The sequence below is a fragment of the Acinetobacter rongchengensis genome, from assembly GCF_003611475.1.
Lineage (GTDB): Bacteria > Pseudomonadota > Gammaproteobacteria > Pseudomonadales > Moraxellaceae > Acinetobacter > Acinetobacter rongchengensis.
Map to the genome: position 1 here is coordinate 20,631 of NZ_RAXT01000025.1, position 23,456 is coordinate 44,086.

A 23,456-nucleotide genomic window follows, 5' to 3' on the forward strand; every position below is an offset into this window, starting at 1 on the left:
CCCTGTGGGTGGCATCTTTTTTTTATTTAAATCTTATAAATGGAATCAGGGGGCACTATGGCAATAGCAATTCCAAAGCAATTTGCTGGTTTTGGTCTAGCAGTTGCAATTATATCTGTGGCTAATCATTTCGGATTGGTCGATCTCTTTGCTCAAAGTGCTACACGGGCAATATCGAAACAAGCTCAATCAGTAGAGTCAGCCAATCCAGGCCAACCGAATGAACCTGAAAACGGTCTACAAATGGCAAAAGACTATGCTGAACATCAAAAAATGGTAGCCAATAGTGCAGCCATGCCATTTAAAAAAGAAGTGATTAATGTTTCCAGTATGGAAAACACACAACATTTTGGTCCTGTTTCAATGGAATCTCAAAATGTTGATACTGTGTTTATCATTCGAGATAAGGCCACTAAAAGGTTACGAGCCGTTGTTCAGGTACCCAAAAAGCAAACTGTCAATATATCTCTTCCAATTGGTCAATACACCATTCAATATGCCCAAAACAATTATATTAAGGATGCTCCATGGCAAGGATTAAATAAGTTTTGGGGATACGGCACTACCTTTTTAGAAAGTAACCTTGAGCATAATGTTACCTTGGTCCAATATCCGAATAATAGTGGCTACTTTATTCGTGGTACTGGAATTATTGTAGGTGTAGAAGATGGCACCCAACCAGACGAACTCGCTAAAAACGAATTTGTTAAAATGTAACCATCAGCTTTAAGCAAGATGTCACCTATACGGTGGCATTTTTATTTATAAAAAAAGAAAGAATAGTGCACGGTTTTAGATGGTTTTATTAAAAATGATAGGTATTTAAACAGTGCTATTTACTCGGTATATACTATTTTAAAGAATAACGCCTAAACCCTCCCTCAAAGTTAATTTTTTAGTTTAATATAAGCACATATAAGTACTCGTAAGAGTCGTTTTAAAGTCTTGGATCATGCTATGTGACCAAGTAGGAGACTATAAAGTGAATGAAGTTAAATGGCCTAATTTAACTGGTCTTGGTGCGCGTCTTGTAGTATCGCCAGCCAACAATTTTCGCCCAAAAACGGCGATGCTTGTTGTTAATGAATTTGAGCAATTCAAAAAATCTATTGAACAAAACAGTTCTAAGCAATTTGAACAAGTGTTAATGGATGCCCATTTTTATGAAGTGCAAAATGATGATGGTATTCATGCGTACTACTATAAGAACCCGGCAAAGTCTGGTATCGATCTAAACGATCTTCAGAAGGTCTTTCCAGCGTTTACCAACGATATGAAAGTACCGACTAAGCAAGAAGATATTTATCTCACCAATCTACCGTTTAAGAAGAACATTCCGAACTGGAAAAGTTACTTCGCATCAGCGACCGAACGCCTTTCTGCTTTCCCTGAAGTGTATGTCAGTAAGCTAAACAATGGATCTAATATCCTTGATACGCTGAAAACCAGTCTTCAGGAATCGAACAAATCCTACTTGGCTCAATTTCAGTCTTCAAAAATTCCTTTTAATCGTCTTCAAGATTATGGCTATGAAAATATCTTCTCTAAAGTCTATCTAGATGAAGAATCGGCGATGGCCAGTGGCGAAAGTCTAGATAATCTAGCCAAAATTAAGTTGTCTCCATTTGCAGTACCCGTCAATTACGAAAAAGATGGTTCGTTACTGATTATTGATGACTTGCGCCATATTCCTGAAATCTTTGCTCATGATCCGTATGAAGCATTGGGGTTAAATGACAATATTAACCTGGTGCATTTTGCTCATGAATACGAGTCCACTTTTAATCAGCTGATTGAGCATGGCCGTGGCAACAGAATGTTTAACATGAGCTTTAAAGATGTTGATGCTTATGTACAAAAATTAGCTTCTGATCTTGTTGTGATAGACCGTGTGTTTAATCAACAGCAATTGCCGTATCCAAAGCTATTAGAATCAGCTAAACAAGGTATTCCAGCTTTTTATAAAGATGAACACGGCACATGGATGGCGTCTAAACAAGGTATTGAAACACGCCTTGTAGATAAGATGGTGTATGACGCTGCCATGCTTCGCCATGATGTCTTACAACAAATGGTACGCCAGATGCCAACAGGTAAAGTTTTCTTTGCCGATCTGAGCCAAGAGTTCTCTGAATTCTCTGTAAACATCGTTCCTAAGTTTAATGCGCTCTATGATCACCAATCTGCTGAAATCAAACAGCGTAAACTAGAAGAACAACTCAATGAATCAAATGTTAACGAGATCTTGAATGACCTTGATGTTAATTTTGAGGCAACTGAGAAGGCATCTATTACTGAGTCTGATCTACTCAACATTGCAAATGACCTCCCTACTCCAGAAATTGATGATGTTGCCGTACTTAAAGAGCTCTTAAAGTTTCCTGAAGAATTATTGGATGCAAGAGGCAATGACAAGGTGCGTGATTTCGCGCCGTCTATGCTTGAAATTAGACAGATCTTGGATGTCTATGTCATTCCTAAGGCTACTGAACAAGCTCAACAAATTGAGAAGCAATATAGTGATTATCTAAATCAGAAATATGCTGAAATTCAAGATGTCGTGCGCTCAGCTACACAAACAAAAAACTTCAGCGTAGATGATATTCAAGCGATCTCTGACGAAATCGACACACACAATGTTGAGATCTCAAAACAGTACAATGAAGTTAAAAAAGTCTTATGGCAAAGTGAAACTTTGGTATCTGGCATTACGTCTGCAACAAATACCTTTTTGTTTAATAAAAACAGCTTCTACTACGCTAAAGATGAAAACGGCAAATTTGTAGGTTTTGAATCTGAAGTAGAAAGCAATCAACATAAAGCGGATCTGTTCAAATTACTATCTAAGCAATTCGACAATCAATTGGTTTCAATTAACACGCCTGAGCTTCAGGAATTTGTGAATAATGAAACTGCAGTTGATATGTTGATGTCACGCACGAACAATTATGTTGAGCAAAATATCAATGATTTTGTTGCTGGTGATTTTTCTGCGCCTTTAGAGCTAGAGCAAGATGTACAGCGTTTAGAGTTAAGCGATCTGTGCACGGCTGATCTTGCTAATAACGATAAATTAGCTTCAGCGTATTTTGAAGAGTTTACTCGGCTTCTTGATGAATCAAACTTTGATGAAGCATTTTTAAAACAATCTCTATCACAAACTAAAAGTGCGTCATTCTTAAAGAACGGTGTAAATGAGATTTTATTCCGTAATTTATTGGTGCCAAATGCAAGTGAAAACTTCAATCGTAAGACTAAATCTGATTCTGTTCCTGAGGATATTCTTGCTAAAACTTCATCACATACAGATGGGTTTAGTCTGGACCGTCAGTTCAATCGCTTTGTTGAAGTTCAAAGCTTCCAAAAGGCATTAACAGCCAAATATCCGCAACAAGACTGGTCATTTATCACAAAGGATGACCGTGGCGAAAACATCAAGTCGATTGCTGAAGATATGCAGTCTGACATGGAAGAAGACCGTAAAGATGCAAAGGATCTGTTGTCGAGTATCGAACGTCAGTTTTATTCTAAAAATTCGACCTTATTTGTCTCGAACATGGATCTCGCTGCAGATGAAATCTATGTTCAGATTAAACCAACGGGTGACATTGACGATTTAAAAGTTAAAACCGTTAAATCAAATGAATTTGATGAAAACAAACATTTTTCATTGTCTACCGATGGCTACAAAGCAACAAATCAAGCGTATGCGAACATTGCCAAGTATTTTGTTGAAAAAACCCTATATCTAGAAGATGGCGATTATGACAAGGCACAAAAACTAGCTGCCTTAGTGATTGCTGGTGAAGATAAAGAGCTCAAACAAGAAACTAAGAAAGTCTTTGGTGTAGAGCTGACTGCAGATGACTTGAAGCAAGTCCAAAGCATGCAGTTAGAAGATGGTAAGCTCCAGTTAAACAAAACTGCCCTACCGAACCACAACTACAACAACATTCAGCTATTCAACTATCTGAACCTGATTGATATTAATCAGCGTACAGTTTTTGGCAAATTTGATGTTGAAGTACAAAAAGAATTTGAGGTGATTAAGGATCTTCTCAAACCTAATGTAGCTTTTCAGAATAACGTTAAATATTTTTCTCTAACAGCTGAAGAAGAGAACGTACAGTTCAATAGTGAATCTGAATACTTTAACACTCAGCTAGAAAATGCTGTAAAGCACTATGAAGATCACCACGGCGCAATCAAGATCCCTGATCATGATTTGTTTATAACTGTGTTTCAAAAGAATGATCTTCAGTATATACGCCTCTACAATCATAAAGACAAAAATGCGCCGTTTATTGGGCATTCAGTTTCCCTAGATGCCAATATACATAAGGCTACTGGCTTTAATGATAGAGATGCGGTTAAAACGTCTGCGAATGCTTTGTTTAAGTTATCGACTTCACGCAACAGCATGACGTTTATGCCTCCAGCTAAGTTCACTTTTGAAAAATATTACGAGTCAGATCTCAACTTCTTCAAAGCTAAAGATAGTCAGCAAACTTTAATCAATAAAGTGTTTACGTCTTTACCAAACAAGATGTTCCAGTACATTTCTGATCATCCATCTAATTTCAACTCTAAATTAGATTTCATCAGCAATCTTAATTCTGCAACATACGAAAAGTTTGAGGATCTTAGCTACGATAAAAAACCGAATGAAGTCACTGAGCTTCTGAGCAACATCTCTCCAGCGTACACCTATGTTATCGCTCATGTAGATGGCCAGACAGCAATCATGCCTAAAAACTTAACCAAAGTTTTTGATGTTCAGGCATTTGAAGAAGTTCATCCGTTTGATTTGGTGAACTCTAAACTTCAGAAAAGTGATCTTAAAGAACTTTTTAGCAATGGTATCAATGGTGAACCTGATCCGTTCATTAATAAGCTCAAATTTAGTGTTGTATTAAACCGTGTAGGTAATCCAGAACTTGAGGATATTCAGCCTAGATTTATGTTAGAGCAGATCGCCGTGAATGAGGCGTTTGCAGAAAAATATAAAACCTTAACCGCTTTAAATGAAGTCAATGCCGTCATGCTTGAGCATGTCAAAGCATTACAAGATACGATTAAACAGGCTTATGCTGAGCATTTTGTAGGTTCCAACCCTAAAGTTCACCAATACAAGTTGCTAAACAAATCATCTCAACAAGATGAAACACCGCAATTGTTTATGGTTGATACGGACTATGAGCCTCAATTAACTGCCGTGCTTCTTCGTATACCGTCTCATGACTATCAGTATCAATTGATTACTGGTTTTGATGATGTAGACCAGTTTAGTCACGAAATCTTAAATGCTATCGAATCTAAGGTTAATTTCGGTACCACTTTAGAGCAATTAGCACTATCTAACTTGCCTGAAATTCAGATTAAACACAAAACTGACTTTGAGAATAAACAGTTAGCAAGTTTGCATTTCCAAACTTTGATTACGAATACGCTTGGTGCTCTATACGATCAAACCGCACACATAAAGCCGTATATCAAAACTGAAAATCACAAATTGTTTTTGGCCATCAAGCCATCGACCGACAATGAATATGCATCGGTTAAACTTTTTGGTGATAAGTCCGATATTCACGGTGATTACAAGTCTCTGTGCGTTTTTCCTGTTAAAAGTATGCGCTCAGTTGAAGATGTCTTACAACTTCAAAACCGTGTGTTTACTGACTTCACGTTTATCGATCAATTGGTACCAAAAGACAAATATGTGCCTGTTGATGTAAAGGTAGAGCCAAGTGACTCCCCTGCTATGTACTTAGGTGATGTAGGTGCCAAGTTTGGCGGTGCACATAAAGATCGCTACGGTGAATACATTTCATTGGAATATATTTCAGCGACATCAGCCGATCAAACAGCTACGGACTATCGAAAAGCAAAAATCGTTGCAAATAAAGAATTCCAAGCTTGGTACACCAATACGCCACTCGGTATTGATGACAAAATATTCGTAAAGGCAATGTATGACTACTGCCCAACTAAACCGTTATTCTCTAAAAATGCGTTGATGCTTGATAGCCAACGAGCGACAGAATTACGTGCGTATGTGGCTGTTGTTTCTAACATCAGAAATTTGATGGTAGATACTCAAGAAGAGTTGATTCATGCGGTAAGAAACAATAAAAGCTTATCTGCTGAAAGTCTTGGTATGACTGATCGCCAACGTAAAGACTATATCGGGCTTTATAGTAAAGGTACCAAGAACAACTACAAAAACTACTTCGAATTGCTTAGCAATTTGAATGAGTACTACATTATGCCAGAACATACAGGCGGTATCAGTGTTCAGCTTGAGAAAATCATCGAAAAAACGATTGATAAAGAACTCAGTGAGATTCTATCAACAGGTAAGATCTTTGATTTTTACGGTAAGTCGAAAGTCACTAAAGATGTGAGCGATGCGATCAGCAACATGCAACGTACTGGCTTATATTCAACTGTGCTTGAACCATACGTTCTGAAAAGTGCGATTGAAAGTGGTTTAGTTAAAGCTGAATCTGCACCTATTTATGTTAAAGATCCTGTTGCACCAGTTATAGAAGCAACGACTGAAGCTGTGAATACACCTAAAGCACCACGTTTGCCGTCATTTACCAGTGAAGTGAAAAAACTTGAAAATGGCTTTGTGACTGAAAAAGTCCAATCAAGTATTTACGGATTGTTAAATTACTCTCGTACTGGTCCTGATCATCGCCAAGGTGCCGATGTGGATTCATTCAAGCTTAAAGATGACTTTTCTATCCGTGGTGTTGAAGTAGGCAATAAAGTTAGTCCTGTGGCTCAACAGTTGGTTAATGCCGTGTATGACTCATTGGCTGACTTAAAACAACTCATGGGCTTTAAATCAAACAATGGTTTATTGAACTTGGGTGTTGCTTTGGCTTCACGCGGAATTAAAGGATCTGCAGCGCATTTTGAACTGTCTAAGAACGTGGTTAACTTAACTCGTGATAGCGGATCTGGAAGTTTGGCTCATGAGTATGGCCATGCGCTAGATGCACACTTGGGAATGTTGGAAAAAGCGGAAGTATATAAAAATCACGCTCAAATGAATCGTTCTGTACTTCAGGACTATTATGAAGACATCCCTAATTTTGAGATACCAGGTGCACGACACTTCTTATCAAATATGTTGGATGCTGGATACTCCCCTGTTACTGAGTCCGGTCGTGCTTTTGAAAAGGTACATCGTGCGATGATGAATGAGCCAGTTCAGCCAATGAAAAATTACGGTCAAGTACTTCATGAGAATGCTGAGACTGCAATCAAGGCGTACCACACTGTTGCTGATTCAATGCATGATGAAGTGATTAAGAATAAAGAGAATTATCCTAATTCTACGCGCAAAACCTTAAACAGCTTCTTTGACTGGCACCAAAAGCACTATGAAGATCTCATTCGCCGTCAGTTTGAGAAAATTGAAGAGTACTTGAAGAAGTATGAGCGTGAATATAAAGCTGATACAAACCTATCTTTCTTCAGTACAGTTCAAGACAAGGTGGATGTCATTGTCTCTAAAATTAACACTGACATTAATGCTATAAGCTTTAAGTCGTTTGAGCGCTATCAGCAAAAACTTAATGATATGCGCCAGCCAGAACATCATTTACCTACAACCGGTTTGGAAGAAAAAATTACAGGTGTTGCGAACGCAGCGAATGTGGATTTAAAAACACTATCGCAAAACCTATCTGAATACTTGATAGAGTCATCTAAATACAAGTTCTATAACCTGGTAGAGAAGTACATGCCTGAGGGAGTTAAAAATCCTCATACTCAAATGCAAAACTTCTTTGATAAGTCGCAAGACGTTGAAGTTAACGTAGGTGATATTCGTTTTAGTGACAATCTATCGCGTTATAAAAAGGACTGTTTAAATATCGACAGTGCTGAAAATCGTGCAACGCCGTATTACGCGACCAGTACCGAAATGTTTGCTCGTTATTTTGAGACTTATTTGTACTCTAAAGTTTCAAATGAAAATGAAATGAAAAACTCATTTTTAATTGACGGCTACCCTACCGTACAACCTAAAGGTTTAGAGTTTGAGATCTGCAGAAACTTGACTGAACAATTAGTCGAAACTTGTGTGAATGAAATATTTGATCAAGATCTGCAAAACGAAAATACCCAAAAAATTATTGCTGAAGTTTCGATTGAAAAAGAAAATGAAGCTGACCAATTAAGACTTGAGATGTGAGATAACTAAATGCAATACGAAAATATTCATGAAGCAAAAACGCCACTTAAAAGCATGATTACTCGTAGTCATGCCTATATTCGCCTGTTGGTAGAAAAAAGTATGGCTGATGGTATTAAGTTTAAATATCACAACGGTAGACGTTTAACTCAAATTGATGATCCTGAGCGTGTTGTTTCTCAAATCTTCCCTTATTTTTTCCGTTTAGTTTTCTTGGAAATATCAACTTATTACGGTCAAACATTTGATGGTCTTAAGTTTCATTCTAAGAAACGTGCAACAGGAACATTGCAATTAGAGGTCAGTATTCTTGAAGACAAAATACCGAACCAATTAGAGTTTTTCACCTTTATTAGTTACGTTTTTAACTATGGGTTTTTAAAAAATCAATTCCATGAAGACTTAACCCTTTTAACCAAAGCAACAAAGTTTGCCAGTTAAAAGTTAGATCCATTTTAAATCTTAGATTTAGGTATATACTAAAAATAATTTTTAAATATTTAAACTTTCAATGTGGCTTTATAATCAAATAAATCCATATTGATTTAGAAACAAGTTAGATATTTCTGAATTAAAAGTGTGGCGAAAGTATCAGTTTTATAAGTCAAACAGTCTGCAGTCTTTTAAGTAACTGTTGTAACGAAATAGTCATAACTGAGTCGCTGTACATTTGATGTGTATGCCCTTTTATTAATCCCATTGGAGATGATCGAATGCAAAAACCATTGCATGAAAATCTTGAAAACTTTCTGCCTTACTTGAAAAGTGAACTCGCTGCCAAAGGTATTTTAAGTGCGTCACTCAAAACCATCTTTTTGAACTACATTGATCAGATCACAAAAGAGAATAGATTCGTCAGCCATACCAATACGACCGATCGACAAATTGTATATATAGAACGTGGCGATGATGCATTGATGTTGCGCTTTAAATATTTTGTTGAAAATAATGAGTACTTAGAAGTTGAGTTAATCATCACGGATACTCATGTAAAGTTGGTTTATGCTGAATCACCAGAATTACACTTGCTTTATGATGATGAAACACCAATTTGCTTAGATGCTGGCCAGTTAATCAAGTGTACCAATGACTATGGAACATCACTTGCTACTTTAATTAGCGCCCTATTCCAATGTTTACTCAGTGATGATCCACAAAAAAATATCCAAGACGTACTTAATCAAACTAATCTTTTTGACAAAGTTTCAGATGAAAATGCCGAATTAAACAAGGGTTCACATGATTTCGATAACCGACAAAATCAAGCAAATATCTGGGTTTTCTGATTCAGATTCAGAAGTTGTTAAGGATAGTGTTTTATCCTTATCTACTGCTTTGTGGATCATGAATATACTCATGTCTACAAATTTTGTTATTGGTTTAACCAAGAGAGATCAGAAGCTTTTTGATAATGCCAAAGAAACACTGATTACTGAAATGAAGCGGTTAAATTACAATCTTAGCGATTATAAAGTACTCCCTGTTTCAAAAAAGAATGAACCGCTTTTGCTTCAAATTAAACTTGAACAAAAATCAGATCGGATCATAGATTTAGTCAATGCCAATTTAAAGGATTTATCCAAAGACGAGTCCATGGTTATTGAAGTTCTTTATGCAAATTTAATGAATAGTAATAGTGGTGTTTGCATCACTATAAGCGATATTCATGATAAAACAGCGCTTCAAGTCAGTGAGATTCTTACTGACATTTCAAAAGAATTAAAGGTATCTACTTTATCCGATGTTCTTGATATTTATGCACGACCAATTGAACATAATAATGCCAAGGTGAGCTTTACCCTGGTGAACCCATGGGCATTATCAACCGATAGAAAAAAGACTCTTTGCATTGCTGCACCCATATTCAATGAATACAACAGTCCATTTAAATTAATTGCACTTCTTCAAAATATCATTTATCTAATTAATCAGAAGTGTACTAAAGAGACGGACCTTCTATTCGATTCCATTAACCTACCAAAATTTCAAAATAGACTTTTTGGCCAAAGCTTTTTTTATATTAATTAGGACTAACCATGAAAAACCAAACACGCCCATTTACTGTAGTGTTGTTGGCTCCTATTGCAGAACAACCTATTCATGCTTTAGTTGCGCCATCAGGTGATTCAATTCTGTTATCACAAGATACGAAAGTCTCTACTCTCGCAAATTGTCCAGATATGATCGAATCTGAGTTCGGTACATATGATGAATTTCTTATCGAACATCGCGATCAATTTATGCTGTTTAACCAAGTCGCATCTGATTTAGATCCTGATCTAATTTTTCCTAAAGTGCATTCAGACCTACTTGAAGATAGCTTATGTATTATTCGTTCTATTTTCGCTTTTGAACGTTTCAAATTAGAAGAAGAACAAAAGAATGCTACTCGTAAAGAGCCTAAAGAAATTAATCAAGAATATTTAATGAAACGTGCGATAGACCAGGCAATGACTTTAGAGCAAGATGTTTCTGACCTTTCATCAAATGTAGAGCGCTTACAAAGCCCCATGTCTTAAACTCCATTAAATATATTTAAAATTAACTTTAAACCCTCTCTTAAAACTTATATGCTTATTAGTAATAGTTTAAGGGTGTGGTTTAAAGTATTTTTAGATGGATACAAATTTAGTTTTTTTCGATGACTTTAACGCTACTTCTAACACCTCTTCTGGTGAAAATCACCGTTCTTTAAATAACGTACTATTCTTCTTTCTCAACTATCATAAAGGTACGTTTTTAGCTGATACGATATTTTTTGATACCCACTATCAAACAATTGACAACCGTAATATTGTCGGGGTTTTGCCTGTTCTTTTTAGTATCTGCCAGATTGACCGTTCAGAAGGTCACACCGGGCAAATAGTCGATATTCAACAGGATCTAAATAACGTAGATGAAGATGATTATGAACCTGTAATTGATATAGATGATACGCAAACATTTAACTTGTTCTACCACTTCCTTAAACCATCCAATGATGCACCTGTAAAACCACACCTTAATAAACTAAAAGTATTACCAGACAACTTAATCGATTCGATTAAACACCATGAGCTTTTAAATTACATTCTTGCTCTCATTGAGAATAAGATCTGGACCGATTCTGATGTATTTAAGTATGAGTACAAAAATAGGTTTTTGTTTTGCGTTTTTATCTATTTGTCCAAGACCGTAGATCTAAGTTTTAATAGCTCTCACGCTTCTTTCACGAGCTGGCTTGAACTGCGTAACCTATCTTGGTTTGGTGCTAATGAAGTTGATACCAGTAACTTTGCAACATTAGAGCTTTATATACATGCCCTATCCTACACGCTTAAACTGGCAAACCATATTGTAAAAGCAATCATCAATAATAATGTGACGCCGTTTAAAGTTGCACCGCAAGAAGAATTGTTTTACTTTTTTGCTGAACGTACAGACGCACGTTCTCCTAATGAAGAGACTACACCGCCGTATACGCCAGCGGAAGATGATGAAACTTTTTCCACTGAACTTTCTAGTGCTCCAGTACCAGCACCGTCAAATAAGGAAACACCAAAAGTAACCGATGCTTATTTATTGGTTGGTGCGGATCTTGAGGATTCTGAGTCCACAACATCAGAAAAGAATGTGATTACTCAAGACTTCAACTACCAAGCACGTTTAAATGAATTATATGAGCTGTCAAAATTCATCAAAGATGAAATTATAGATGCTCCAATCATTTCTATTAATCAAGCGTGGAATATAGTGCAAGATAAATGGAAGTTTTATCTCGATACTTTTTCAAGTAGCTACTTCAATATGAATGATTTTGAGAAGACGGCTATTCTTAAACAATTGAAATCACTCAAAGCCAGTATTTTTATGAACTGGTTTGATATTAAGTCGGGTGCTGGCCAGCAAGTATTTATTGATCTAGTGTCATACGACACGTTTAAGATTGAGTTTCTTTCTTCTGAAGCTAAGATGATCCAAACTTACATGAAGAACCGTATTAAAAATCAGATGTATTTTGAAACTACGGCGCCACAACCAAAGTTTTTGAGAAATCTAAACAACTTATTTAATGAACGTGTCGATACGCAAAAAATTAAAGACATAGAAAACACTGAACTTTTGTTGAAGGTGAATGGCATTCTTGACGGTGTTACCAAAGATCTCATTGACAATATCAATCTGCATTTATCAAATGACATTTATCTTGTGAACTACTTTTCTAATGTAGATAAGGAACTGGAACCGCCCAAATATCACTTATTAGATATTTTGCTTCGTACTTCAGTGCTTAACCTTATCTATGTTTGTCCTACAGCATCACTCAATGCAACCAAGGATCTTCTAAATGCAATCACTGATCCTGAAATTGAGGTTTCAGCTTTTGACACATTCGACCGCAAACAATATCAAAATCAAATTGTAAAAGAACTCGCATGTTCATTCCGTCAGCGCATAGATCCATCTGAACTTTTGAAGCTAGATATTACGTAGAGTAAGCGTCCGCTGAACCCCATGCCTATTTTTTAATTCGGTTCAGGTTTCCAGCGGTGTGGTAGTAATTCTTCAATCTGGGTCACTTTATGTGTCGGCAGCCTTTTCAGCACATCACTTAAATAGGCATACGGATCCAACCCATTCAGCTTTGCTGACTGGATTAAAGTCATGATATTTGCCGCTCGCTGACCACTGCGCAGCGAACCTGCAAACAACCAGTTCTTACGCCCCAACGCCCAGGGACGCATCTGGTTCTCTACCCAGTTATTGCAAATCGGTAGATTGCCATCATCCAGATAGCGGCTTAAGGCTGGCCAACGCTTCAGAGTGTAATTGATGGCCTTGGCGGTTGGAGAACTCGATGGCACTGTCAGATGATGTTGGTTGAGCCATTCATACAGTTGTTGCATCACCGGTTGACTATGCTGTTGTCGGTATTCGCGGCGGTGTTCTGCTGTACCATCGGTCTTTTTCCTGAGTTCTGCTTCTATCGCATACAGTTTCTGAATCAGCACTAATGCCTGTTCAGCGACCTGACTTTTTTTGGTCACATGCAGTTCATGGAATTTACGACGCGCATGCGCCATGCAGCCCACCTGTCATTTCCAATGAACTATGCGACATTACAAAGAACTGTGCGACAAAATTAAAAAAGTTAATAACACCTAAAAGAAGAGTAAATTGCTTCAAAATAGTCAAATGTATTCCTAACTTTTAAAAAACTTCAGCCATATCTTTTGTATTTATATTTTTCATTAAATTTATTTTCTACTACGATTCCTCTATTACATGTTCTTGGGAAAGTTTGTTCAGATGCTGAACCATGAAGAAATACTGCCCATGTAAAGTGCGGGTAACTAAACTAGTTATTGGCTTACGCATAGTTGGATCTATTAACTTACGCAATTCATTACTATCATAAGTGCGTGTCTTAAGTAGGCCATCTGGCAGAATATTATTACTATTTAAGTTCTTAACCAATAAGCCTACATTTTTTTCATCACCATATACAGAAAGGCTAATTCCGTAATCTTCTCGTGCAGTCATTACAAACACACCAGATATATGTTTATATTCGTCCGATTGAAATCTATCTGTTGATACAGGGCTGCCATTATCTTTAAATACATCAGTTCTTGTATTCCATTTAAGTTGATAAGGCTCAGTTGGGGATTCTGGAGGCTGCCAATAAGGCCTGTCTAAACCTAATAAAGCTTCTATAACAAGTGGTAAACCACTTGACCCTTTTTGTACCTCTTCAGTTACCCCAACCATATAGACATCTAGTGGATAAAACAATGAGTCATTTACAACAATTACAACTGGCTCATCTTCAGGAATAATTTTCTTCTCAATATAACCTTTTATAATATTAGCCTTAGTTTCTATAACCCCTGTCATTTTCAACAATGCTAAAGAATTCTCTCGACAATTAGTTTCATGTTTTGGAAATAACCGTCCTTGCACATCTTCCAAGATTTGCACCATTTCATCATTTGGATTCGGAGTAACAACTTCAAACCAAACTGTTTTCCCGTTTTTTGTAGCTTTGAAATCAGGTCCGAAATCTTTACTACTCAATTCAAATCCATCTCTTAAAAGACGGTCAGCAACAATTAATTCACCCAATCTTTGATGATATTGTTGTTCTAATAAAATAGCCGTGTCGAATTGGGTATCATTAAGTTCATAACCATAAAAGCGTTCTGTTAATGCTTCAAGACTTTTAAGTGCTAATTCAATTAACTCTTCACAGCCAGGATAACGCCCAAGTAAAATTTTCTTCCACTTTTCCAACAGAATATCTAGAATCTTACATTTCGCATCTTCAGTCATTATCTCGCCTCAAACAATCAAAATTAACTTACCCAAAAAACCCAATCGCCCTTAAACCTGATTTTTATAAGAATAAATCACTTTAACATTCCCAAAAAATGATCAAAGATTTAATAAAGTGGCCTTTTCTAAATACTCAAAAGTTAAGCTACCTCTCACAAGAACACTGATCATTTTCTATCTTTGCCATAATATTCTCATGCTCAAATTTTGATATAAGATTTCAAGTAAATTTAAAAAAATCAAATAAAATGTAAAATCAAAAACACTATATATTGTGCCTGAATAAAAAACTACTACTACATAAAGCAAGATTAGATAAAAATGAAACATTTTAGGAATAATTTGAAGAAAAATTTGCATATGCTTTTTTGTTCAGTTATTATTCGATTAACTTGATCTGTAAGTCAATGATCTTGGAGGTGAATATGACTCATTTCAATCCTGACATGCTTAGTATTGCACGAAACTTTCGTGGTCTTAGTCAAACTGAACTAATTGCTGTAATGGGACAGTCTATTACCCAGGCTTCATTATCTAAAATTGAAAGTGGGGACTTAAAACCCTCCGATGAAGTTATCCAAAATCTATCCAATGCCCTACATTTCCCTATACGATTTTTCGAACATATTGAAAAGCTAAATGCACTACCAATTAGTTTGCATGCATATAGAAAAAAAAGCTCTACCACAGCTAAAGCATTGAGCCGCATGAATGCTGAAATGATGTTAAAAATGGGCCATGTACAAACATTAGAATTGTTCACAAATGTGCCAAAAAGAAAAAATTCCTTACCAACTTTTAAAATTGGCCTAGATGTAAACACTCCTCAAGAAGCGGCTAAAAAGCTTAGATCATTGTGGGCGTTAGGAAATGAACCTCTTGAAAACCTAACTGCCACTGTGGAAGATGCAGGGGTTTTAGTCTTTTTATGCGACTTTAAAGATAACAATGTTGATGGCGTATCCTTAAAAATTCATGGTGTGTCTCCATGCGTATTTCTAAATGCAAACCAGCCAAATGACAGAATACGCTTCACATTAGCACATGAGCTTGGGCATTTGGTCCTCCATGAAGAGCCATCTGAGTTCATGGAAAAAGAAGCAAATGACTTTGCTGCCGAATTCTTAATGCCAGAAGAAAAAATTATTGACCAATTAGGTTCAACCAATTTAGCTCATTATCTAAGACTTAAAAAGGAATGGAAAACCTCAATGGCGGCCTTAATCTATAGGGCGTCAGAGTTAGGAACTATAACTTCAAGTCAAAGTGCCAATTTATGGCGGCAAATGGCTATGCGTGGTTATCGTAAAGTTGAACCAAATGAATTGGATCGAGAAGCGACATATAGAGTAGCTTCAATGCTCTTTGACTACGCAATAGACGCAAAAAAAACATCAACATCTGTCATTAGTGAGTTATCTCAATTATTTGACTTATATGAAGATGACTTTAAAAAACTATATTATTTTGACCTAGATTCAATGGAGACCATCGAGATGGTTTCATAAATTAAAAAGCCGACTCTATTGGGTAGAGTCGGCTTGATAGATTTTCACACAGGAAAGGCATATGGCTCTAAGCCCTACGCATACCTCATGTTAGATCTGGCTGTCAGAACCCCATTCTAACATTTAGGCCCGTAAATCTCAAGATTTACCCGCTTATTTTGGTATGCGTCCTGAAAAACGAGCCGCCAAAATAGGAGGGCTAACAATGCCTACCGAAAATCAAGACTTCGTGTTTTGTAAATCTTATCGCCATAAATCTGGAAAAATTATTGTCCATCCAACTGGATATTTTAAATTTCCTAGAACTCGGCCATTGAAAGAAGAAAAGGATGCTATCCGTAATAAAAAATCGGATGATCCTGATAACTCAAACTCAATATCGTAAACGAGGTTAAATAACCTACTGCTGTGCAACAAAGTTCACAGCAGTAGGTTACTTAATTTTTCTGATCGCACTTAATTTTATGCCCCATTTTAGTACATGGGCTCAGAGAGAATTATGACAACTCAACAGCAGTTTCTTGACCTACTTTCCGATATTGAACCATCTACAACAACGGTTAATGATTGTTCAAGCGCACATAATACGCTTCGTGATGCTTTAAAAGTGCATAATGAATTCAGCAAAGTACATGTGCATACGTTCTTATCAGGTTCTTATAAAAGAAATACGGCAGTACGTCCGACCACCATAGGCGGGATTACACAAAGACCAGATGTAGATATTATTGCTCGCACCAACCATACAATTAACGATGATCCCCAAATTGTCTTAGATGCAGTCCATACAGCATTAAAGGATATTGGATATACCGATCTTACCGTTAACCGTCGTTCAGTAAATGTTAAGTTGAAAAAAGTTGATATGGATGTTGTCCCTATCATTTCAGATGGATATGGTGGCTATCTGATTCCAGACATTCATCTTGAAGAATGGCTAGTTACCAACCCTCCAGCCCATACCGAGTGGACTGTTGAGGTGAATAAAAATGCAAATGGTCGATTTAAGCCTCTTGTGAAGCTATTTAAATGGTGGCGTCGTGAGAACTTATCTGATTTAAAACGACCAAAAGGATTCATTTTAGAATGCCTGGTTGCCAAGCATATGAATTACTACGAATCCAACTATGAAAAGTTGTTTGTTTATCTTTTAGAAACAATCAGGGATTCTTATGGGATTTATGCGTCACTAGGCATAATTCCACATTTAGAAGATCCTGGTGTTGCAGGCAATAATGTTTTTTCTGCGGTCACAGCAGATGAGTTCAAAACCTTTTATGAAAAGGTAAAAGAACAAGCTGCTATTGCACGAAATGCCTTAAATGAAACAGATGATGATAAAGCATTAGCTCTATGGCGGCAGGTCTTGGGTAATCGTTTTCCTCGTTCGGCATCACACAAAAGTGCAAATTCTGCTGATATGGCCAGCTCTTTAATCCGTTCAGCTTTAGGTGCAGGATTAACATTTCCATCAACCCCTGTTTATCCAAATAAACCAGGAGGCTTTGCGTAATGGAACTGCTAAAAACACCATTAGAACGCTTGATTCAAGAACGGCAGTTATTGACCGATCTTGAAAATGAGGAAAACAGTTTTAAGATTCAGGAGTGGAACTCAACAGACACTAATGAACTGCATTTAAACTTCTCTCTCAAGATAGGAACTATAGATTTTAATGGTGTTTTAGTATATCCAGAGCTTTTCCCAGAGCTACCAGCATATATACGCCCACAAAACTCTGGTGAAAGATGGAGTATCTTGCACCAGTACGGTGGCTCAGGAGTGCTGTGTCTAGAATACGGTCCAGATAATTGGAATACCAATATCAGTGGAGTGGAACTAATTAGAAGTGCCCAGATTCTTTTATTAACAGACGCAATGACTGTATTGGAGATGGATGTAGAACCTGTGCCCTCTAGGCATTCTGAAACAATAGGTCAAAAATTAAGAGGTATTTCAGAAAGGTTCATTGAAACACCAATGTTACGTCACATACTCTTAAATAGTGACCCTGAAAAAATGGACTTTAAGGTTGCCATCTCAAGCTTTCGGGACAAGACTGTTATTGTTCCAACAAATATTCAGAACAAACCTCTACCTGACATCGTCCCATCATTTTCTAATGAAAGATTTGAATTGTCTGGATGGGCAATAAGAGTTGATTCTGTTCATTTATTAAAGGAATCTGTAAATGATCGACTTTCGTTAGAATCCTTTTTAGGCAATTTATGGCCTACTCAGGAGGAATTCACAAGTTCCATAAAGCCTCTATTGTTATATGACTTAAAAGGTAACTTGGAACTATTCTTAATTAATAATACAGCACCACTTTTCGTAAGTTATCCAGCTATTAATCTACATGATGATCAGAATCAAAGATTGCCAGCACAATTTAGCAATATCAATGATGCAAAGATAGTAATTATTGGTCTTGGATCGTTAGGAAGTAAAATTGCAATTTCACTGGCACGGTCTGGCTGTAAAAACTTTCTACTTATTGATGATGATATTCTGGCACCCCAGAATCTTGTCCGTAATGAACTCAACTGGTTAGATGTTGGCTTTGCTAAAACCCATGCTGTTGAAAGAGCATTAAAACGAACTGCATTAGACATGCAGGTTGAAACGTATGAAATGCAAATTGGTGGACAGGAAAATCCTCATTTAAATTCCAATATTGCTAATGCCATTAGTACATGTAATCTGATTATTGATGCCACAGCAAGCTCACATACATTTCTAACCTTAGCTGCGATTGCTAAAAGAAAACATATACCAATGGTATGGGGTGAAATCTTTGGTGGCGGTGGTGGAGCAATGATGGCCCGTAGTCGCCCAACGTTAGATGCCTCACCTTTAGAGCTTCGCAATCATATTTATGGTGTCTTACAAACGTTGGAACCAATCCCAGAAGGCAAAGTTAATAATTACGGCTTTCAAACACAAAACCAAACATATATTGCATCAGATGCAGATGTAACGGCTCTTGCAGCGTCTATGACTCAGTTCATATTAGATACTTTATGTACAATTGATGAGCAATCCTCTTATCCATATTCAGCATATTTAATAGGGTTCCGTAAATATTGGATATTTCAATGTCCTTTTGATACCCATCCTATCGATTGTTCAGGTGCGTTAGTAACAGAATCTCCTACGGATAAACAGATATCTGAAAGTGAAAATGGCAATTCTATTGAAGAACCTGAACCGATGAAAGGTTAATACTAATGCTGAAAATATCCATTCCTACTGATATACAAATTTTACTGATAAAAGCCCTGTTGAAGTCTGGAACCCACGAATGTGGCGGTGTTTTAATGGGTGAGCATATAGGTACAAACCATTTTAGAGTTAGCTCATTAACTGTTCAAAAGAGTGGAACGATAGCATCCTTTGTACGTGGAATTACGGATGCTATTAAAGCAATTCGCCTTTTTCATAAATCAACAAACAATAATTATCAAAAATTTAACTATTTAGGTGAATGGCATAGCCATCCTCTCTTTAGTGTACAACCCAGCAGTAAAGACCATCACACCATGAGGGAATTGGTGTCCGACCCAAAAGTGGGTGCAAATTTCGTAGTCTTACTGATTTTTCATTTAAAAAACAATCATCTTGAGGGCAGTGCCCACACCTACCTACCAGATGGTTCCTGTTACCCATCCACCCTAAATTTAGAGAGATAATAATGAGTGCAAGTCTGTTAGAAAAACAATCAACTGGTGGTGCAATTGCACGAGTAGGGTTTGAGTATCAGGATGCTTTTGTATTAAAGAACTTGCCTCTCTGGCTATCTGAAAGTGCTTTTAGCCACATTGTGAGTGAATCAATAGGTGATGTCGAGGTTTGCTACTTCTCTTCAGAAAACGAGTTACAGCGTGTCATGTATGAAGCCAAAAATCATCCGCTGACTTCTACAGATTTTTGGAAAGAAATTAAGCGCTTCAAGGAGGCTTTTGATATTCCATCAGGTGAATATACTCGCTTTGGTTTAGTATGCCCACTCTATACCTCTACACTTCACCCATTTCTTGCCCAAATTGAGAGAATTAGAGGTGTTGGTTCTTCATACAGTGCAGATTCTGTGATTTTACAAAAAAGTCGTCAGGATATTATTCAGTGGTGTAGCGATAAAGGATTCGAAACCTCACTTGCTGAGTTCGCACTTGATCATGTTGATTTCCTGTCTTTCAATGCTGAAGATAGTGACTCTGTATTTATAGGTGAAATTGAAGAGAAATTATCCAATATTGAACTCACTACACGTAAAGCCAAACAGTTAAGAGATCAGTTTAAAAACCTGATTTCTCGTTCTTCTTTTGGTCCAATATATCGCAAAGACTTTGAAAATTTTATTTGCCATGCTCTTGAAGAAGATAGAAGCCAGTGGCTATTAGATCCTATTAAAATTAATCTTTCAGCATCATCCAGTCAGTATCAAGACTTAAACTTAGATATTAGTGATTTCAATGGTCCTGATCGTGCTCAAAAAACCTCCAGCGACTGGAACAACCTAATCAAAAAAGCAGTATCGATTGGGGATTTCATTCATAGCAGTGGTGACCGTAGAACCCTCCTTATAGATGGCAAACAAAGAATGTCCACCGCATGTATGCTTGGCTATGTTTTTAGTGCCACACGTAATTTCCTACTTGAAATAGAACATAATGGCCTCGCATATCGCACTGATGACCATAAGCAAAAAGAGGGACAATTTTTTACTAAAATCGACGCTGTTGAACGACAGGGTGAAACTGAAGCCATAGTCACTATCGGATTTCCTACAGCTATAGGTAACGACATTGACTCTACGATTAATGAAGTAAAGAACTTGCCTAGATTGAATTTAGAAAGCTCCCATGCCATTGATAATATGGAGACTCTAAATCTTGCTGTGAGAGAGGCAAAATCTGCTTTAGTTTCATTTAAATCCGAAAATAAGTTATCTAAATTACACCTCTTTATTAAAGCACCCTCAGTTTTTGCAATGGTCTTGGGACATCGCTTGAATGGTATTTGCGATATCCAGCTTTACGATTGGGTAGATGGACAATATATCCCTACAGCCGAACTGAACTTATAAGAAGAATTGACTAGTCGATAATATTACCAATAGAGAGGTTGATCATGAACAATCATTCTAATGAAGAAAATACTGATAACTCTTCAGATAAAAAAAAATCACCCGCATTCAAAGTTCTTGAATCCAATGCTGAAAAGTTCTTAATGGTGTGGTGGTATGGGGCGTTAGCAAAAGCTGAACGTAGAAATACCCAACCTAAAGTTCATGTTGCTTTTAGGGAACTTCTGGAAGATTACACACCCACAGATAATTTTATTTTTATTGATGCCAATATGACAGATTTGGTGTCTTGGCCCATTGGCACAGTTTGGCATCATGAACGATTGGTTGATTATCTTCCCTTAGAAATACGGGAGTTTGATATTGACCATACGGATTTTAAACATACCTATATTCAAACATATAAGCGAGACGAAAAGACAGGGAAAATAGATCATTTCTTCTCAGATAGGAATAAATTTTATATTAACCCAGGCCAACGTGAGAATTGTATTTCTTTTTCTTTAAAGGATCAGGAATATAAGGAGCTTCTCGTACCTTGTTTTGAGTTTCTGGTAAGAGGATATGGTCTCTCTACAGAACTTCCTAGAATTCTGACAACATATGATGAGGCCGAAAGACATGAACGGCTCTACACACCTCATCCAGAAGAAGAAAATACCTGGACGATCCTTATTGGTGATAGCCTCACATCAGATGATCATGTATTTATTGCCTACTATAAATACAGCGAATATACCCAGGATGCCGTAAGGATATTATTTAGCAGTATTGCAAAACATGATGATTTTACTCAAAGAAACCATATATACCCTAAAGTAATGCCATGGCATGAGGAAACGAGAAAAATTAGGGTTTCAGGTTTTTGTATTCCTGACACCAATGCTTTTTTAGCCTTGACAGTTCTTGGAATAGAACTACCTGATCAAACACTTATCAGACGTGTTCCAAAGGTAATTCACCGCATTAAGAAACCTGTAGATGTCAACTCACCTAATCCTCCTCAGTTGCAACTAGGTCCTGGTCAGATTAACGTATCTGAAGATCAAGGAGGGCGCAAACCATTATTACAATCGGTTATTTTAGGTCATGAATTTACATGGTTAGGTTCAGGCCCTATCGGGGAAAAAAGTAAAACAAAGTATGAAAGAACCATCACCCAGCCACAGAGAAAGAAAAATACTAAAGAAACCAATACAGTTGGTACAGGAGAACCTGATAGCTCTAAGGAAGTTCTAAATGTCCAAATTAACCCGACCACTAATGGAGATACAGAGTTTGAAGCTCCAGATCATGGAAGAATCATGGGCCTATGGAATGCATGTTTAAAGGCACGTTTGTTAAATCCCAGTATTGTCAATGCAGTCCACTATTATACTTTTGAGGAAGAGTTTGATTACAACGATAAACCCACTCTCATGGCCTTTTTCGTTAATTCAGAAACATTAAATAATAAAGATATTACAGATGGAGAAAAACAAGCTTATAAAAATTGGTGTTATGCAAACTCAAATAAAACAGCACTTCGTGGAGCATTGATCATCCGATTATCTCTTGTAAATTGCCCTCCAGTTTATCTTTTCGATATACAACCAGCGACTTACGTTTCCACTGTAGATGGGGATAGTGTTCTCAAGGAGCGTGGGCATGCTGGTCTAATATTTAGGTCAAGAACCGTAGAACAATTTGAGCAGTATATTTCTGGGCTCATGGAGAACCTGCCTTCGTCAGAGGGTTCTTATACGACAACTCTCCTAGGTTCCAATTTGGTTACTCAATTATTTGTTTTTAGACATTCAAAATCTGCTGGCTTGTCAGAGGGTGAATCAACGTTATTGAATGCTCTAAGAAAAATTGGAATTACGAATATCAAGTTAAAGGAGGAAAAGGAGGAAAAGGAGGAAAAATAATTTTCGAATCTTACAATTGTGACCATCTTCTTTTAGCCTAGTCCATAATTCTTTCCTATGGGTAATTTTTTACATATCAAATTGAATTATATATAGTTTAATGGCACTTTTAAGTGCCATTAAACTTGGGTACCACTTGTGTGACTAGATAAGCACCTATATTAGGAATATTTAACCTTTTTAAACTCAGTGTTCTGAATCCTTTGGTATATTTTCAATAATGCAATGATGAATATCATCGTGATTGTTGAGTGATGTTTCAGCCTGAATAGTGACATGCTCAATACCTAGATTTTGTATGACATTCTCCAGATCATGTAAGAGTATCTGCACTTCCTGCATACTCATTTCTTCACTCACAACAATATGGCAGGATAAAATATAACGTTTACTTGTCAGACTCCATATATGTAAATCATGTACAC

At 36.9% G+C, this 23,456-nt stretch carries 16 protein-coding genes and 1 pseudogene; 14 read left to right on the top strand and 3 right to left on the bottom strand.

The window, feature by feature from the left end:
• The first annotated feature begins 57 nt into the window (after nucleotides 1-57).
• The 7 genes from D7V20_RS11745 (at nucleotide 58) to D7V20_RS11775 (ending at nucleotide 12,682) form a co-directional block, all read left to right on the top strand.
• Nucleotides 58-717: a hypothetical protein gene (locus D7V20_RS11745; RefSeq protein WP_005028677.1), complete on the top strand. Its 660-nt coding sequence runs from the start codon at nucleotides 58-60 to the stop codon at nucleotides 715-717.
• Nucleotides 718-982: 265 nt separating this feature from the next.
• The gene (locus tag D7V20_RS11750) at nucleotides 983-8,209 is read left to right on the top strand and encodes an LPD1 domain-containing protein (protein WP_227504984.1); all 7,227 of its coding nucleotides are present in this window, start codon (nucleotides 983-985) and stop codon (nucleotides 8,207-8,209) included.
• A 9-nt stretch (nucleotides 8,210-8,218) separates the two neighbouring features.
• Nucleotides 8,219-8,650 (top strand): hypothetical protein, encoded by a 432-nt coding sequence (locus D7V20_RS11755; protein WP_005005806.1) that lies wholly within the window; start codon nucleotides 8,219-8,221, stop codon nucleotides 8,648-8,650.
• Between the two features lie 272 nt (nucleotides 8,651-8,922).
• Nucleotides 8,923-9,495: a hypothetical protein gene (locus tag D7V20_RS11760; RefSeq protein WP_005028673.1), complete on the top strand. Its 573-nt coding sequence runs from the start codon at nucleotides 8,923-8,925 to the stop codon at nucleotides 9,493-9,495.
• Nucleotides 9,449-10,237: a hypothetical protein gene (locus D7V20_RS11765; protein ID WP_005028672.1), complete on the top strand. Its 789-nt coding sequence runs from the start codon at nucleotides 9,449-9,451 to the stop codon at nucleotides 10,235-10,237. Before D7V20_RS11760 ends, D7V20_RS11765 begins: the two co-directional genes overlap by 47 nt.
• A gap of 8 nt (nucleotides 10,238-10,245) precedes the next feature.
• Entirely contained in the window at nucleotides 10,246-10,728 is a 483-nt protein-coding gene (locus D7V20_RS11770; protein WP_005028671.1) for a hypothetical protein, read from the top strand.
• Nucleotides 10,729-10,825: 97 nt separating this feature from the next.
• Nucleotides 10,826-12,682, top strand: a complete 1,857-nt coding sequence (locus tag D7V20_RS11775) for a phosphohexomutase domain-containing protein (protein ID WP_005028670.1) — start codon at nucleotides 10,826-10,828, stop codon at nucleotides 12,680-12,682.
• A gap of 32 nt (nucleotides 12,683-12,714) precedes the next feature.
• Here the strand turns inward: D7V20_RS11775 and tnpC are convergent.
• A pseudogene (gene tnpC / locus D7V20_RS11780) lies at nucleotides 12,715-13,284 on the bottom strand (IS66 family transposase); the annotation flags it as partial.
• Between the two features lie 172 nt (nucleotides 13,285-13,456).
• On the bottom strand, nucleotides 13,457-14,521 hold the full coding sequence (locus tag D7V20_RS11785; RefSeq protein ID WP_087527703.1) for a hypothetical protein: 1,065 nt from the start codon (nucleotides 14,519-14,521) through the stop codon (nucleotides 13,457-13,459).
• A 428-nt stretch (nucleotides 14,522-14,949) separates the two neighbouring features.
• Here D7V20_RS11785 and D7V20_RS11790 point away from each other — a divergent pair, with 428 nt between their 5' ends.
• The 7 genes from D7V20_RS11790 to D7V20_RS11820 all read left to right on the top strand — a co-directional run bounded on the left by D7V20_RS11790 (nucleotide 14,950) and on the right by D7V20_RS11820 (nucleotide 23,031).
• Entirely contained in the window at nucleotides 14,950-16,032 is a 1,083-nt protein-coding gene (locus tag D7V20_RS11790; RefSeq protein ID WP_087527704.1) for a helix-turn-helix domain-containing protein, read from the top strand.
• Nucleotides 16,033-16,237: 205 nt separating this feature from the next.
• Entirely contained in the window at nucleotides 16,238-16,417 is a 180-nt protein-coding gene (locus D7V20_RS11795) for a hypothetical protein (RefSeq protein ID WP_001141890.1), read from the top strand.
• Nucleotides 16,418-16,531: 114 nt separating this feature from the next.
• Nucleotides 16,532-17,545 (top strand): SMODS domain-containing nucleotidyltransferase, encoded by a 1,014-nt coding sequence (locus D7V20_RS11800; protein WP_087527705.1) that lies wholly within the window; start codon nucleotides 16,532-16,534, stop codon nucleotides 17,543-17,545.
• Complete coding sequence (locus tag D7V20_RS11805) at nucleotides 17,545-19,257, top strand: ThiF family adenylyltransferase (protein WP_087527706.1); 1,713 nt, start codon at nucleotides 17,545-17,547, stop codon at nucleotides 19,255-19,257. The genes D7V20_RS11800 and D7V20_RS11805 overlap by 1 nt, the downstream gene beginning before the upstream one ends.
• Nucleotides 19,258-19,262: 5 nt before the next feature.
• Nucleotides 19,263-19,724 (top strand): Mov34/MPN/PAD-1 family protein, encoded by a 462-nt coding sequence (locus D7V20_RS11810; protein ID WP_058952365.1) that lies wholly within the window; start codon nucleotides 19,263-19,265, stop codon nucleotides 19,722-19,724.
• Between the two features lie 2 nt (nucleotides 19,725-19,726).
• Entirely contained in the window at nucleotides 19,727-21,121 is a 1,395-nt protein-coding gene (cap4, locus tag D7V20_RS11815) for a CD-NTase-associated endodeoxyribonuclease Cap4 (protein WP_087527707.1), read from the top strand.
• A 44-nt stretch (nucleotides 21,122-21,165) separates the two neighbouring features.
• Entirely contained in the window at nucleotides 21,166-23,031 is a 1,866-nt protein-coding gene (locus D7V20_RS11820) for a hypothetical protein (RefSeq protein WP_087527708.1), read from the top strand.
• Between the two features lie 186 nt (nucleotides 23,032-23,217).
• Here D7V20_RS11820 and D7V20_RS20010 read toward each other — a convergent pair.
• On the bottom strand, nucleotides 23,218-23,456 hold a 239-nt coding region (locus D7V20_RS20010; protein ID WP_456236586.1), incomplete at its 5' end, for a cation transporter dimerization domain-containing protein.